The sequence below is a fragment of the Nostoc sp. DedQUE08 genome (assembly GCF_034530895.1).
Classification (GTDB): Bacteria; Cyanobacteriota; Cyanobacteriia; order Cyanobacteriales; family Nostocaceae; genus Nostoc.
Window position 1 is genome coordinate 70714 of sequence record NZ_JAVRCD010000025.1, and the last position, 15007, is coordinate 85720.

General features: G+C 41.2%; 13 protein-coding genes. 6 read left to right on the plus strand and 7 right to left on the minus strand.

The window, feature by feature from the left end; genetic code table 11:
* Nucleotides 1-357: 357 nt before the first annotated feature.
* Nucleotides 358-1287, plus strand: a complete 930-nt coding sequence (locus RMY64_RS18070; protein ID WP_322670174.1) for an SMP-30/gluconolactonase/LRE family protein — start codon at nt 358-360, stop codon at nt 1285-1287.
* Complete coding sequence (locus RMY64_RS18075; RefSeq protein ID WP_322670173.1) at nt 1284-1850, plus strand: DoxX family protein; 567 nt, start codon at nt 1284-1286, stop codon at nt 1848-1850. Before RMY64_RS18070 ends, RMY64_RS18075 begins: the two co-directional genes overlap by 4 nt.
* A gap of 10 nt (nt 1851-1860) precedes the next feature.
* Here RMY64_RS18075 and RMY64_RS18080 read toward each other — a convergent pair whose 3' ends face one another.
* The 3 genes from RMY64_RS18080 to RMY64_RS18090 form a co-directional block, all read right to left on the minus strand.
* The gene (locus RMY64_RS18080; protein ID WP_322670172.1) at nt 1861-2244 is read right to left on the minus strand and encodes a type II toxin-antitoxin system VapC family toxin; all 384 of its coding nucleotides are present in this window, start codon (nt 2242-2244) and stop codon (nt 1861-1863) included.
* The gene (locus RMY64_RS18085) at nt 2244-2549 is read right to left on the minus strand and encodes a hypothetical protein (RefSeq protein WP_322670171.1); all 306 of its coding nucleotides are present in this window, start codon (nt 2547-2549) and stop codon (nt 2244-2246) included. Before RMY64_RS18085 ends, RMY64_RS18080 begins: the two co-directional genes overlap by 1 nt.
* Nucleotides 2550-2611: 62 nt before the next feature.
* Nucleotides 2612-3622 (minus strand): VOC family protein, encoded by a 1011-nt coding sequence (locus RMY64_RS18090; RefSeq protein ID WP_322670170.1) that lies wholly within the window; start codon nt 3620-3622, stop codon nt 2612-2614.
* A 363-nt stretch (nt 3623-3985) separates the two neighbouring features.
* On the opposite strand from RMY64_RS18090, the gene RMY64_RS18095 reads away from it, so the two are divergent.
* Nucleotides 3986-4165 (plus strand): hypothetical protein, encoded by a 180-nt coding sequence (locus RMY64_RS18095; protein WP_322670169.1) that lies wholly within the window; start codon nt 3986-3988, stop codon nt 4163-4165.
* 171 nt (nt 4166-4336) lie between these two features.
* Nucleotides 4337-4489, plus strand: a complete 153-nt coding sequence (locus RMY64_RS18100; RefSeq protein WP_322670168.1) for a lmo0937 family membrane protein — start codon at nt 4337-4339, stop codon at nt 4487-4489.
* 279 nt (nt 4490-4768) lie between these two features.
* Here RMY64_RS18100 and RMY64_RS18105 read toward each other — a convergent pair whose 3' ends face one another.
* The 3 genes from RMY64_RS18105 to RMY64_RS18115 all read right to left on the minus strand — a co-directional run bounded on the left by RMY64_RS18105 (nt 4769) and on the right by RMY64_RS18115 (nt 8507).
* Nucleotides 4769-5977, minus strand: coding sequence for a 4-hydroxy-3-methylbut-2-enyl diphosphate reductase (locus RMY64_RS18105; protein WP_322670167.1), 1209 nt, complete (start codon nt 5975-5977; stop codon nt 4769-4771).
* Between the two features lie 96 nt (nt 5978-6073).
* Nucleotides 6074-6931 carry an SGNH/GDSL hydrolase family protein gene (locus RMY64_RS18110; RefSeq protein ID WP_322689308.1) on the minus strand — a complete coding sequence of 286 codons (858 nt, stop codon included), beginning with the start codon at nt 6929-6931 and terminating at the stop codon, nt 6074-6076.
* A gap of 178 nt (nt 6932-7109) precedes the next feature.
* Complete coding sequence (locus RMY64_RS18115) at nt 7110-8507, minus strand: ammonium transporter (protein WP_416212152.1); 1398 nt, start codon at nt 8505-8507, stop codon at nt 7110-7112.
* A 351-nt stretch (nt 8508-8858) separates the two neighbouring features.
* On the opposite strand from RMY64_RS18115, the gene RMY64_RS18120 reads away from it, so the two are divergent.
* Nucleotides 8859-9083, plus strand: a complete 225-nt coding sequence (locus RMY64_RS18120; protein ID WP_322683657.1) for a hypothetical protein — start codon at nt 8859-8861, stop codon at nt 9081-9083.
* Nucleotides 9084-9313: 230 nt separating this feature from the next.
* Here RMY64_RS18120 and RMY64_RS18125 read toward each other — a convergent pair whose 3' ends face one another.
* Nucleotides 9314-9637 carry a YnfA family protein gene (locus RMY64_RS18125; protein ID WP_322683656.1) on the minus strand — a complete coding sequence of 108 codons (324 nt, stop codon included), beginning with the start codon at nt 9635-9637 and terminating at the stop codon, nt 9314-9316.
* A 297-nt stretch (nt 9638-9934) separates the two neighbouring features.
* Here RMY64_RS18125 and RMY64_RS18130 point away from each other — a divergent pair, with 297 nt between their 5' ends.
* Nucleotides 9935-14677: a GAF domain-containing protein gene (locus RMY64_RS18130; protein ID WP_322700765.1), complete on the plus strand. Its 4743-nt coding sequence runs from the start codon at nt 9935-9937 to the stop codon at nt 14675-14677.
* Nucleotides 14678-15007 lie beyond the last annotated feature (330 nt).

Sequence of the window (15007 nt, forward strand, 5' to 3'; positions counted from 1 at the left end):
TAATCTCTTGAGAAAATTAACAAATAAATTTAACTTGACCTTTTTTGCTAAACCAGCAATTTGATTGTCTGAAAAAATATTTAGTTTTTAATACAAATACTAAATACTTTTGCTGTTAACAACAATAGTCTGTTTTGGTGCAATCTATATCTATGGTGCAATGTTATTTGAGAGTAAGAAAATAGAATTGATTTTGTAATAACTAACTTCAATTTTGTATTTAGTAAGTGATGAAAATAGCTAGAAATTTTACATTCATTTTGTTACACGATATTAAATACACATTTACAGTATTTTAGTATTAATTTAGACCTGCTATTTATCGTCAGTAGCCAAGTTAAATAACAGAAGATTTCTATGCCTGAAGCCATTGAGATTTATGACGATCGCCTGCGTGCTATTGTACGCCCAGGAGCCTCACTTCAAAAGCTTGCCAACGGTGCAGTCCATAGCGAGGGGCCTGTATACTTCCATGAAGATGACAGTGTTGTATGGAGTGATGCTCACGGCAATCGCCTGTTGCGGTGGAGTCCCACTGACAATGTGACTGTCTTACGAGATCCATCTGATTACCAAAGCGGTAATTATCGAGACTTGGAAGGTCGTCTGGTTGCGTGTTCCTCTGGTTTGCGTGCTATTATCCGATGCGAACAAGACGGTGAATGGAAGGTTTTAGTCGATCGCTACCAAAACAAACGCCTGAACAGTCCAAATGATTTGGTAGTCAAAAGTGACGGTACAATTTGGTTCACCGATCCGCCTTATGGGATTACCGAGCCAAATCAAGGGTATGGCGGCGAACAGGAACAACCTGGAAGTTACGTCTATCGCTTTGACCCGGTAACTGCTGAGATTTATCCTGTAGTAACAGACATGGTGCGCCCTAATGGGTTGGCTTTCAGTCCAGACGAAAGCCTTTTATATGTTTCAGATACAGCCGCGTTTAATATTCCTGGGGGGCCTCATCATATTCGCGTCTATGAGGTTGTAGGCAAGCGCTATGTAAAGAATGGGCGTGTATTTGCAGTCATTGAGCCAGGACAACCAGATGGACTGCGGGTTGACGAATATGGCAATGTTTTTACTACCTCTCAAGATAGCGTGCAGATATACGCCCCCGATGGAACTCGCTTAGGAAAAATTTTTGTACCGGAGACATCAGCTAACCTGACTTTCGGTGGTAAAGAAGGCGATTCCCTTTCAGGGACACTTCGTGAACGCCTATTTATCACAGCCGGTCATTCGTTATATGTTATCGACCTTAATACCCGTGGTGTACAACTATGATTTATCAATTTGGGTTGGGTGTAGCGTTAAGCAAAGCTATTCCGAAGGAACTCGCTTTTTTCCTAGCTGCATTTAATTTCCCACAGCTAAGTCCACACTTGTTAAGTTCACTTTCTCCGGTGTATCCTGACGGATTCCCAGGATTGGCACTTTTACTTCTCAGAGTTAGCCTTGGCTGGTTGTTTATATTACACGGCTATCCCAAAATAACGCATCTTCGACGGTGGGCTGAGTCTCTAAAAATGCCTGTCTTTCTTTGCTTTTTATCAGCTGCATCAATGTTAGGTGGCGGAATTTTTTTGATTATTGGATTCCTCACACTCTTAGCAACTTTGCCCATTCTCTGCTCAATGATTTTTGCGATATATTTGCACATCACTGGAAGTAAGCCTTTTGTAGCTCAAGATCCATACTTAATTCCTCAAGAACAGTATCAGGGTGCTTTAGGACAAGGTGAACCCCCAAGTTGGGAAAAGGCTTTTATGTATTGCGTTATGCTGATTGCGATCGCAGTTTTAGGCCCTGGTGCTTATTCGCTGGATACTATGATTTTTGGAAGGTGAATTATCATATTTATGATTCAGTTATTAACAACGCCACATCATAAAATTTAAACTTTTGATCTACAGTAATTATCGTTAGACCTTCTACCAAAGCCTGAGCAATTAACATCCGGTCAAAAGGATCTTTATGATACATTGGCAAATCAGCAACCTTTATTCCATGTGCCAACGTAATCGCTAAAACTTCTAATCGACTAAAGTGCAAAGCCTCCTCTAAATTACTAGGAGCTATTAACTTTCCTAAAGACTGTTTAATCGAAATTTTCCAAGCACTAATAGCACTGACAAAAATTAAATTTTCAGGATTAGTAATTATCTCTCGTACCTGATTTGACAACTTAGAATCATTTTCTAAAAACCATAGCAGGATATGAGTATCTAGCAGAAAACTCATTAATCTTCCCCATAAAAAGCAGCAATCACCTCTTCGGAAGTTTCATCAAAATCATCATAAATCTTAACCTGTCCTTGCCAAAAACCTGCAACTCTGGGTTCTAAGATATCTTCACTAATCATCACCATCGAGCCATGATTTAAACTTGCTTTTTCAACTATAGACTCTGCTTGAGACAGAGGTAAAACCTTTGCCCAAGGAACCCCTTGATGAGTTAGCGTAATTTCAACATTATTTTGGATATCTGATAATAACTCAAGTAAATTATCAGATAAGTAAGCAATATCAAAAGTTTTTTCTGACATTTTTATTTATGTCCTACTCACTACAAGCATTATAGCCAATCAACGACCTACCGCTTCCCACATCAAGATTCCGCAATTAGCAAGATTGCGTGTCCGTCAGGATCTTTAACTAAACAACCTTGCCGATAAGGACTTGTACTATCTGCAAACTGTACAATCTGCGACGATACAAATTCAACCCCGTTACGCCGTAGTTTATCCACTAACTGCTCAAGATTATTTACGACAAGCTCAATTTGCATATGTGCAATATCGCAGCTTTTCCAGTCACTCGGCATTGGGCGGCCTTTTTTAGGCACAATATAGTCTAACAGTTCAATTCCCATACCATCTTGAACAGGTCGTAGTGCTGTAATTTTGACTTCGGCTCCTGGTAAATTATCCAAGCGAGATTGGGTTGCACCCCAGTTGAGACTGCGACTATCAATTTGCATTCCCAAAAGGTCGCGATAAAAGTGTAGACTCTGCTCGGTATTGGAAATAGCGATTGCGTTATGATCGATTCCCAAAAACAAGCGATGTCTACCGACAAGCCGCTCCGCGTCTACGCTGTTTTGATGCCACTTATCTTGTCCTTTATCAGGCGGAAACCAAATTAACTCTAAATCATGACCATCAGGGTCTTTAAACTTAAAAGCGCGGACACCACCAGATGCTTTATTCTCAGGTGGTATTGTCTGGGGAGCAACTGAAATTGGTTCAATGGGAAATGAACGCAAGTGAGCATAAGCACGATCCATATCACTCACTACAATCGCCATATGTTGAAACCACAAATCATTACTTTGTGAATCGCTGGGGATGGATTTACCCTGAATATTAAGATACTCCATCAACTCGATAAATTCATCACCTAATCGCAAAGTGACAATGCGAATTTTTGCCCCAGTCACACCTTCTAAATCGCTGTAATCCTGTCCTTCAACAGTAATGTCAGAAACTAATTCAAAAGCAAGTGCTTGTGTATAGAAATCCAAAGAGCGATGTCTACGACGGGCTACGCCTACGCAGTTTGTCACTGTTAAGCCAATAGCTCTAATTCTTTGTACTTGTACATCGGTTTGACTAGACATATTCAACAGACTTTGTACTTATTATGTACTAGCTTTGCAAAAATTCAATATGAGTCTTGCATAAATCAATCAATATCAAAAATATTATAAAATTTATCTCTAGCTGAAGAAAGACATGCAACTGAATTTATCCTTTAAAGATTTCATCCAATAATGAAATCGTGATGAAATTTTTATAGTTCTTTCGGTAGAGATATTTATTATCCCAATGGCTAGAAGCGTTAATTCTTGCAAATCTCTAAAATCATGCCAGAATTACCAAAATAGCTAGTTAAAGAAAACTTGCCGCTTGTTGGAAACCGGGAAATTAAAACCACAGATTAGTTAATTGAAAATGCCTACAAAAGTTACTGTCAATTTTGGATGCCTGCTGCTGGTATTCCCTGGTTTGTTGCCGTTTTTGGACGTGACTCAATAATTGCCAGCTTGCAGGCGATCGCACGACGGTTGCGGTTGATTAGTGGCAATTATGGCGCAACTCGCGCAGACTCCGACTATAAAGCAATCCTGTTGCTTGAGATAGTGATGGGGGCAGTTAACTGACAGTTCAAAACCGTTATCTTTATCTAATTAAATAGTAACGAAAGATTAAGCATAGCAAATGACTGTGCGCCATCACTCAAAGTAATCTTTCTTCAGGCAAATGGATAAAAGTGAAGCTAGGGAGTAAAATATTTGAACAAATTAAAACTGATTTAATTCAGAACAAATAATATGTTGAGTATACTTTGGGGTATTGTTGTTATACTGGTTGCTTTTTGGGCATTAGGACTGGCACTTCATATTGCCGGAAATCTCATTCATGCAGTGTTGCTTTTAGCTATTGGCCTTGCTATCTATAATTTTTTCAAAACGCGTGATGTGTGAATAAATATAGTATTTCCTCATCGTAGTGAAGGTACATTATAGTCCTTTCCTCGCTTGCAAAGAGAGGTTAAGGATGCAGTTCTTGTACCTCACTCATTATCTTGGCAATTGCAAACAATTAAAGAGGAATTCAAAAGTAAGAATTCGGGATTATTGCAGTCTGCATAATACAGCAAAAATACTTTTGTAAGGCGGGCAAGACTTTGGCTTTGTTCAGTCGAATGCTGCCCACCTCATAAGTAGTTGGATGTTTTTATTTGAAAGTCCCTCTGAGAACTTTTAAACTAGTGCTGCCGTTGCTTTTAATCTAAAAATCTTCTCAATTACATCTTCTACTACCTTATCAGGCGTAGAAGCACCAGAAGTAATGCCTACAACAATTTCCCCATCAGGCAACCAGTTATCTGTAGTTATTAACTGCCCATTTAATTGCCGATGTTCAATAGAAGATACTGATTTAAGGCGTTCAACAGTATCAATATGGTAAGAAGGAATTCCTCGCTCAAAGGCAATTTGTTGCAACTGAGTAGTATTCGAGGAATTAAACCCACCAATTACTACCATCAAATCTAAATTATGTTCCACTAATTCCAACATGGCATCTTGCCGTTCTTGAGTGGCATCACAAATGGTGTTGAAGCTTTGGAAATGCTGATTTAACTCAGTGGGGCCATACTTCTGTAACATAGTCCGCTCAAAAAGCTTGCCGATTTGCTCAGTTTCGCCTTTAAGCATGGTAGTTTGGTTAGCAATGCCAACTCTTTCTAAATCGCGATCGGGGTCAAATCCTGCCGAACAAGCTTTAGCAAATTTTGTCAGAAATTCTTCACGGTTGCCACCATTGATAATATAGTCAGCAACATATTCTGCTTCTTGCAAATTTAACACAATTAAATACTTGCCAGCGAAGGAACTAGTTGCAACTGTTTCTTCGTGCTTATATTTACCGTGAATTATTGATGTATAATCGATTTTTTTGTGTTTTTCTACTGTATTCCAAACTTTAGATACCCAAGGACAAGTTGTATCAACAATTTTGCAGCCTTTATCGTGAAGTATCTGCATTTCTTGAACGCTAGCCCCAAAAGCGGGTAATATGACCACATCACCAATTCCAACAACAGAAAAGTCTTTATTCTTTTCTTGAATGGGGATGAATTCTACTTCCATCTCCTGCATCCGCTTATTTACAGAAGGGTTGTGGATAATCTCGTTAGTAATCCAGATGTGTTCTGTGGGGAAATGCTGACGAGTTTCATAGGCCATGGCCACAGCACGTTCTACACCCCAGCAAAAGCCAAAGGCTTGTGCTAGTCGGATTGTTACATCACCCCGTTGCAGAGTGTAATTGCGATCGCGAATTTCCTGAATCAAGTTACTCTGATACTCAGATTGCAACTGCGTGGCAACTTCTGCTTGATGACCAAAGCCCTTGCGATTGTAATTTTCTGAATGTTGGAGGTTGCGCTTAAAAGCTTTTGTATCCATTAGATTTGTCTACTTAAACTCACTATTTCTTATTTTCTCGCGCCTAGACGCGATTGATACAGAGTTGTCTTCAAAGATATTACTTCTTTTTGGGCTTTAGCCTTTTTCTCTCGCAGGACGTTGACGCTGGGGTTTTAATTCAATCTCGCTATAAATCTGCAATGCAGAACGCCAAACCATATAGCCTTCAGGACTTAAGTGTAAGCCATCAGTAGTAAATTCGCGGCGGAGATTTCCTTGCTTGTTGGTAAACAGGGGATGTAAATCGAGGTATTTGACACCTTTTTTGGTAGATATGCTTTGTATTTGCTGATTCAACTCGCGAATGCGACTGTTGGCAACAGCCAATAGTTTATCTCGTCCTTTCCAAGTTGCTTCTTCTGCCCCATGTGGCAAAATCGATTGGACAACGATTTGCGCTGTGGGATGAGTCTTTCGTAAATAATTGATAATTTGCTGCTGATTATCTAAAATTTCTGCATTGCTCATGCCCCGAATTAGGTCATTAATGCCAATCATTACAAAAATCACCTCTGGCTGGGTGCGGTCAAATATTTTTAATCTTTTTAAGAGTCCGTTGCTGGTTTCGCCAGAAATTCCTTGATTGAGCCAATTTTTACCTTCGGGTAATAACTCAGGGGGAAACCACAAACTCAAAGAATCTCCCGCCAGGATAGTTAAATGCGGAGGATGTTGGTCAGCAGCGACCTTGGCTTCTTGGTTGAGGATATCTATCCACTCTTGATAAGTGAGTTGGTGACGGCGACCTAAATCAGGTGTAGCAATTTGCGGTGAATTATTCAGGTTGATTGGCTGTGGGGATGCGATTATCCCAAAAAAAGCGGCCAATCTCTGCTGTTGCCAAATGAGCAGAATGACCGCCAACATTAGGATGCCGTTGGTTAACAGCGAGAAAAATGCCCAGATAGGAAAGGTTTTAAGAGATGTAGACACGACTAGCGAAATTTACCAATTATTTGAATCAAATTTTAACGCTAGCGATCGCAAATTACACAATCTTAAATTGGGGATTGGGGATTGGGGATTGGGGATTGGAGAAGCAAACAGAAAGTTCTTTCCTCCAAACTCTAAACTCCTAACCCCTAACTCCCAACTTCTAACTCAGCACTCTCTATTGAGTAGGACGATCGCCAAACTCGGAGTTGTAACCTTCTTCGCCGTGTTCGTTGATATCCATACCTTGCAATTCAGCTTCCTCTTTGACTCGCAGCCCGACTGTAGCATCGATCACTTTGAGAATAATCCACGTACCAACACCTGCGATTACATAGGCAACGACAATTGCTACTAGTTCAACTCCCAATTCACCCAAATTACCACGCAGTACTCCATCTTTACCTCCTCCGTTGACTTGAGTCGTGGCAAAGATAGCCGTCAAAATCGCCCCTACTGTACCACCAACCCCATGCACGGGATAAGTATCTAAAGCATCGTCAATTTCTAGTTTGTGCTTGAAACTGATCGCGTAGAAGCAAACTAAGGCGGTGATAAAACCAATTAAAATTGCTGATAACGGTGTGACAAATCCGGCGGCGGGGGTGATACCCACCAAACCAGCAACAGCTCCTGTAGCTGCTCCCACGGCGGTTGGTTTACCTCGTAAAACGCTTTCCAAAATTAGCCACATTAAAGCCGCCGCCGCCGCCGCTGTATTGGTAGCAACAAAGGCTGTTGTTGCTAAATTTGTTATTACATTACCAGAAGTTCCACTGGCAGCAGATAGGGCACTCCCAGCGTTGAAACCGAACCAACCAAACCACAACAAGCCAGCACCCAGCAAAATAAAAGGAACGTTGTGGGGCGGGCTAAGGCGATCGGGATGGGTTTTCCGAGGCCCAAGGACGATCGCTGCTACCAAGGCTGAAACGCCAGAACTAATATGAACTACTGTGCCACCTGCAAAGTCGAGGGCACCCAATCCACCGTACAAACCCAAGAATCCACCTTTCGCCCATACCATGTGGGCTAGGGGAGCGTAAACAAAGGTTGACCACAGGAGGACAAACAGCGAATAGGCGCGGAAACTCATCCGCTCTGCGATCGCCCCAGAAATTAAGGCTGGGGTGATAATGGCAAACATGGCTTGGTAAATCATGAATGCCTGATGGGGTATTGTGCCGGCATAAGAGACGACTTCTGGCGGGTTTGATCCTTTGAGATAATCGGTTATCTCTAATCCGACACCATTCAAACCCAGCCATTGCAATCCACCGATAAATGGTAAACCTGGCGCAAAGGCAAGACTATAGCCCCACAGAATCCAGGTAACTCCGACGATTGCCATTAACACAAAGCTCATCATCAATGTGTTTAGGATGTTGCGCGATCGCACAAATCCACCATAGAAAAACGCCAATCCTGGTGTCATTAGCAGCACAAGTGCTGCTGAAATCAGCATAAATGCTGTGTCTCCAGTATCAGCAGTAGGTGGGGCAGCAGTTGGGGTTTGGGCAAAAGCATTGCCCATCAACGGCCCTCCTAAAAATAGTAGGGTGATAGCTCCAATCATCACAACTTTCTTCAACACTTTTTTTTCTTCCTAAACACCAAGAATTTGTATCCTTAACTACATTTGATTACTTTTATTGACACATTTTTGTCTTGAAAGTTACTTAACTTGAATTTTCTTGAAATGTTAACAAAAATATATACCTGATTGTAGTTGCCAAGATTTAAATTAGCGTATAAACACGCAATCATTACATTGCATCTTTTTTTTTAAAGAATAGAAGAATAGTATTTTATTCAAGCCGGACAAAATTACGAATTTTTAGTTACTTACTGTTACAAACCAAAATAATTGTGATATGTGACGAGTCTTGTAAATTATTGTCAGTATTTTCCGATAATTTGCCCAAATATGCAGCAAATTTCAACTTCTCGTGCGATCGCGAACAGGGTGCAAAGACAGAGGCTACGCCAATATGAGGTAGAGAAATATCCTACTCGTGCGATCGCGATCGTCATCTTAGAGAAGAGAGAAGCAAATAGCGTGAGGGTTGGGGATAAATATACCTCATCTAGTTGCAAAATGCTGCATCATGAGTTCTCTTTATATTTCCCTCATAAACACGTAGATATCTAGATGCCTGCTTCTAACAGGTTAGTTGCGAAAAAACTTTTGCAATTTTGCGTGAGATTATTAGTTGTTTAACAGGGAACACTATAGCAATCTGATTTGATTTCTGAATTAATCGTAGGGACTAGGGACTGGGGACTGGGGACTGGGAAGAAGGAATAAAGCTGTACTGAGTTTTTTTCACGCAATCAAATATGAGTCCTATATAAAAGTTCAAAATAATCTAGAAATTTTACTTAACTTCTGGGAGCAAACATGATAATTAAAACACTCACTAAAGCTAAACATACTCCAATTAAGTCGTAGCGGTCTGGAGTTACCCCATCTACCTTCCAACCCCAAAGCATTGCCATTGCGATAAATACGCCGCCATAAGCTGCATAGACTCTGCCAAAATTTGCCGATTGGAAAGTTGCAAGAATCCCATAGAAAGCTAAAGCAATTCCCCCCAATATGCCCCACCAGACCGGCTTACCTTCGCGCAACCACAACCAGATTAAGTAGCCACCCCCAATTTCAAATAAACCAGCCCACAAAAAATACAGCAGAGACTTAAGCATTTGATCGATTATTTAACAACATATAAGTCAGTAAAATTACGCTAACGGTTTTAAGTAAACTATTGTCATTAATTAAGGTAAGTTTATTGACCAAATTGGGTATGGGGCATTGGGCATGGAGCATGGAGAAGAGACAAAGTAGACAAGGAAGAGCAGGGAGACTTGGGAGAGACTTGTTCAATAATTCCCCCTTGTCTCCTTGTCTCCTTGTCCCCTTGTCCCCTTGTCTCCCTTGTCTTCCCGATCCCACTTGTCCCCTCATTTCCCCACTCCCCAGAATGTAGATAAGGCTCAAGGATGAAAGCACCATTACCTGATAACGAAGCCCAGAGAATCGATGCAGTTTTGCAGTATAAGATTCTCGATACGCCATCGGAAGCCACCTTTGACGATCTGACTCGTTTAGCCTCGTATATTTGTCAGACTCCTATTGCCTTAATTAGCTTAATTGATACAAATCGCCAATGGTTCAAGTCAAAAATCGGTTTGGATGTCTCAGAAACGCACCGAGATTTCGCATTCTGTGCCCATGCCATTCTCCAGTCTGATGTTTTGGTAGTGCCTGATGCAAAAGATGACGAACGGTTTGCAACAAATCCACTGGTGACATCTGACCCAAATATTCGGTTTTATGCTGGTGTACCTTTAACTAACCCTGAAGGATACGTCCTCGGAACCCTGTGTGTAATTGACTACGTACCGCGAGAACTTAATCCAGAACAAATAGAGGCATTACGAACTTTAGGTCGTCAAGTCATAAAGCAACTGGAATTGCGCCGAAATTTAGCAAGTTTGGTACTTGTTAGCAAGAAAAGCAACCAGGTACAGAGGGTACGCAAGCAATTTTTCAAAAAGATTGCAGCAAGTTTTGGTTTGTCGTCACTAATTTTAGTTCTGATTGGGGTGGTTTCCGATCAAAATACAAGAGTATTTAGTAATTTTAATCGCAGTATCGTAAAAAATACTTATAAAAAACTTAACAGCCAAGAGGAAATACTGTCCCAGGTAAAGGATGCTGAAATTGGGCAACGTAGTTACATCTTCACTGGAGAAAAACTTTATCTAAAATCGTATCAAACAGCACTTAGTAACGTCGATCGAGAAATTGCCAAGCTGAAGAATTTAACAGCAACTCAACCGAACCAACAAAAGCAGATTGCAACGCTTGAATTTCTGATAACAGCTAAACTTACTGAACTAAAACAGACTATCGATTTGCGCCAGAATAAGGGATTAGAGGCAGCGTTGCAAGTACTGCTGAAAAACGATCGACAAAATCTCATGGATGATATCCGCAAAGCGATCGCTGAGATGGAAAACGAGGACAGGGGACGAATTAGACAGCAGTCACAAGCGGCAAAGACTTGGACTCGAAACACAATTTTCACATTGGCGATCGCTATTTGCCTAAGTTTTATCGTTCTTGCTGTAGTCTACTACTCGATCTATCGTGAGGTTCTTGAGCGGAAGAAAACAGAAGAAACCTTAAATCAAGAACGCAACTTTATCTCAGCAGTCCTTGATACGGTCGGTGCGTTGGTAATAGTTCTCAATTCTCAAGGGCAAATCGTTCGTTTCAATCAAGCCTGTGAGCAAATAACGGGTTACTCCTTTGATGAGGTGAGGGGTAGGTATAGCTGGAACTTGTTACTACTTCCTGAAGAGGTGGAGGCAGTTAAAGCAGTTTTTGACCAGTTACGATCTGGTCAACTTTCCAATAATTATGAAAATTATTGGGTAATGAAAGATGGTAGTCGGCGGCTGATTGCCTGGTCGAATACCATCTTAAAAGACTATCAGGGCTGTGTTGAATACATAGTTGCTACTGGCATTGACATTACCGATGCCAAACGCACACAAAAGCATCTGACAGCACAATATGCTGCAACCCGCGTTCTAGCAGAGTCCGCCACAATTAGCGAAGCTACTCGCCAAATATTGCAAGGAATCTGTGAGAGTTTGGCATGGGATTTGGGTGAAATTTGGATGGTAGATGAGCAAGCAAATGTGCTGCATTTTCTCGATATCTGGCATAAAGCATCCATTGAAATGCAAGAGTTTGAAATACTGAAGCGGCAAACCACCTTTGCACCCGGAATTGGACTACCTGGAAGGGTTTGGGCTAGTTCTGAATCGGTTTGGATCGCTGATATCGCTAAAGATATTAATTTCCCTAACTTCAAAATAGCTGCTCAAGTAGGACTACACGCAGCTTTTGGTTTTCCGATCCGCAGTGGTAACAAAATCCTCGGTGTGATTACCTGCTTCAACCGTGAAATCCAGCCCCTTGACGAAGATTTAGTAAAAACGATGAATTCTATCGGCGAGCAAGTAGGGCAATTTATCCAACGTAAACAGGCTGAAGAAGAAATACAACGCCAAAATTTGCGATCGCAACTATTTACCGAAATCACTCTGAAGATTCGTCAATCTTTGGACATCGAAGAAATTCTCCAAATCACTGTCGAAGAGGTACAAAAGATTCTCCAGACTGACCGAGTTTTAATCTATCAGCTGATGCCAGAAACTACTGCAAACACCGTTGTTGAAGCAGTAGTTTCTGGCTTACCAGCAATCAAAGAGCAAAACAATGCTGCCCCCTACTTTGAAGCAGAATATCTCCAACAGTACTATCTACAACAGTACCGTCAAGGCAAGGTTTTCGGACTGGATAACTTGGATCTTTTGGAAGTTGAACAAAGCCATCTGGAATTAATGCAACAGTTTGGGGTCAAAGTTAATTTGGTTGTACCTATTCTTGTTAAAGAAGAACTTAGCGGTTTGTTCATAGTTCATCAGTGTGACGATTCCCACCACTGGTCTAGTTTTGAAACCGATCTTTTGCGGCAAATAGCTGACCAAGTAGGTATTGCTTTAACCCAAGCCCAACTATTAGCAGCAGAAACTCGTCAGCGACAAGAACTTGAAATTGCCCGTCGCCAAGCCGAATTAGCTTCTCAGACGAAAAGTGCCTTTTTGGCAAATATCAGTCATGAAATTCGCACTCCGATGAATGCTGTATTGGGGATGACTAGTTTGGTGTTAGATACTCCTTTAGACGAAGAACAGCGAGATTTTATTGAAATAATTCGGAGTAGTGGAGACGCTCTTTTAAGTTTAATCAACGAGATTTTGGATCTTTCCAAACTTGAGGCTGGAGAGATGGCTCTCGAAACTCTCGATTTTGACCTATCCACTTGTGTAGAAGACGTGGTGGAATTATTGGCTCCTTCAGCCCATAACAAGGGATTAGAAATTGCTGCAATAATCGATCGCAATGTCCCCACTCAACTCAAAGGAGATACTGGTAGGCTGCGGCAAATTTTGATGAACTTAATCAGCAACGCGATCAAATTTACCAGCGCTGGCGAAATATTAGTACAAGCCGAATTGCGATCGCTTTCTTTGACTACAGCCACTATCCATTTTGCCATTACAGATACAGGTCTTGGCATTAGCCCTGAAGACCAACGCAAACTCTTTACGCCATTTACCCAAGTGGATGCTTCAACCACTCGCAAGTATGGTGGTACCGGTTTGGGATTAGCCATCTGTAAACAACTTGTAACTTTGATGGGAGGAGCGATCGGGGTAGAAAGTCAGATGGACAAAGGATCTAAGTTTTGGTTTGAGTTGCTTTTTACCAAACAAGTTGAGCCTGTTGAGCCAAAATGCGAACGCGGACTTTTGCAAAATCGCCGCTTATTGGTAGTGGATAACCACACTACTAATTATAAAATTATCTCCCATCAAGCTACTCATTGGGGAATGGAGGTAGATCGAGCTGACAGTATTGCTGCGGCCGTTAAAGTTATTCAGCAAGCTAGCGAGCAGGGGAAATCATATCATGTTGCCTTGGTTGATATGCAAATAGCCCAAACAAATGGCATGACAATAAAAGAACAAATTCCAGCCAATTCTGCAATTGCTAAGATTCCTTTGATTCTGCTCGCCTCTACTAATCAACGGGATGAAGTACAACAGGCGCTCAAAATTGGATTTGCTACTTATTTATTCAAACCCATTAAGCCATCACGACTCCTTGATGCCATTTTAGAAACTCAGCCGGAATCAGAACAAGGGTGTAGAGGCAGAAAGCTAGAGGCTACAGAAGAAATTCCGAGTACAGAAACTTCAAGTATTCTTACTTCCTGTCCCTCTAATCCTTCTACTAAATCCAAGTTAAGAATTCTCTTAGCCGAAGATAATTTGGTGAATCAGAAAGTAGCACTAAAGCAACTCCAGAGTTTGGGCTATAAAGCTGATGTCGTTGCTAATGGAAAGGAAGTTTTGCAGCTTTTAGAAAAAATTCCTTACGATTTGATTTTAATGGATTGCCAAATGCCAATTCTCGACGGTTTGGAAACCACAAAAGAAATTCATCGTTGGCAAGAGGATGCTTTTGCATTGGGTCATCGTCCTGTAGTGATTGCGATGACAGCTAATGTGATGAAAGAAGACGAAGAAACTTGTCTAAATGCCGGAATGGACGACTATTTGAGTAAGCCAGTATTTAAAGAAAAATTGGCACAGACTTTAGAATATTGGACAGGTGCGATCGTTTCCCAGCAAGAGGCAGGTGTGTATGAACAGACAGTTTCCACTGACTTAGCAATTGATTGGGAACACTTGCATCAGATATCAGGAAACGATCGAGAATTTGAATTAAATTTATTGCAAATATGCGTTGAAGATATTAAACCCCGTTTAGAGATAATTAAAGCAGCGATCGCAGCTGATGACTTTGGGCAAATAGCACGAGAAACTCATCACCTTAAAGGTGCTAGTGCCAACATTGGAGCTACAGCTATGTACTTAGCAACTGACAAACTAGAACAATTAGCTAGCGATCGAGACTTTAGAGGTACTACTAATTTAATTTTAGAATTAGAAGAATTTGTCAACTGTATTCAATACTTTTTAATTAAAAACAAAGTCGTGAAGGAGGCAGGGGGCAGGGGGCAGGGAGCAGGGAGCAGGGAGCAGGGGGAAAGGGGCTTTTGGGATTTTTGCACAGATGCGGTAATCATAAGTGATTAACCGGACTTGATATAAAAACCAAGATTGTGGTGTTGAGTTGAAAGACTGTTATGAAAAAAGGTATTGGTTCCGCCGCGCTCGTGCCAAATGGTGAAAAATGGTCGATGCTGTCGGGCAATGGTTTCGATGACACGACATCAAGGACACTACATCAAAGACAATTGCCCGATTCATCCCGACACTTGACATTATGCAAATTATGTATTACGTTTGTAGTATACAAAAAAAAGCCTCCTCAAAAGCATTGCAATAATGCTTTCCTTGGGTCTGTAGCTCTAACGGTAGAGTTCCCAGATGTCACTTGTGCCCTGACAGAAAAAGCCTACATAC

What these genes read in the sequence shown, in the direction of transcription:
- RMY64_RS18125 (WP_322683656.1), bottom strand. Translation starts at nt 9,637, where the DNA reads ATGCTTAAGTCTCTGCTGTATTTTTTGTGGGCTGGTTTATTTGAAATT.
- RMY64_RS18120 (WP_322683657.1), top strand. Translation starts at nt 8,859, where the DNA reads ATGCAGCAAATTTCAACTTCTCGTGCGATCGCGAACAGGGTGCAAAGA.
- RMY64_RS18085 (WP_322670171.1), bottom strand. Translation starts at nt 2,549, where the DNA reads ATGTCAGAAAAAACTTTTGATATTGCTTACTTATCTGATAATTTACTT.
- RMY64_RS18100 (WP_322670168.1), top strand. Translation starts at nt 4,337, where the DNA reads ATGTTGAGTATACTTTGGGGTATTGTTGTTATACTGGTTGCTTTTTGG.
- RMY64_RS18070 (WP_322670174.1), top strand. Translation starts at nt 358, where the DNA reads ATGCCTGAAGCCATTGAGATTTATGACGATCGCCTGCGTGCTATTGTA.
- RMY64_RS18115 (WP_416212152.1), bottom strand. Translation starts at nt 8,507, where the DNA reads ATGATTGGAGCTATCACCCTACTATTTTTAGGAGGGCCGTTGATGGGC.
- RMY64_RS18105 (WP_322670167.1), bottom strand. Translation starts at nt 5,977, where the DNA reads ATGGATACAAAAGCTTTTAAGCGCAACCTCCAACATTCAGAAAATTAC.
- RMY64_RS18080 (WP_322670172.1), bottom strand. Translation starts at nt 2,244, where the DNA reads ATGAGTTTTCTGCTAGATACTCATATCCTGCTATGGTTTTTAGAAAAT.
- RMY64_RS18130 (WP_322700765.1), top strand. Translation starts at nt 9,935, where the DNA reads ATGAAAGCACCATTACCTGATAACGAAGCCCAGAGAATCGATGCAGTT.
- RMY64_RS18095 (WP_322670169.1), top strand. Translation starts at nt 3,986, where the DNA reads ATGCCTGCTGCTGGTATTCCCTGGTTTGTTGCCGTTTTTGGACGTGAC.
- RMY64_RS18090 (WP_322670170.1), bottom strand. Translation starts at nt 3,622, where the DNA reads ATGTCTAGTCAAACCGATGTACAAGTACAAAGAATTAGAGCTATTGGC.
- RMY64_RS18075 (WP_322670173.1), top strand. Translation starts at nt 1,284, where the DNA reads ATGATTTATCAATTTGGGTTGGGTGTAGCGTTAAGCAAAGCTATTCCG.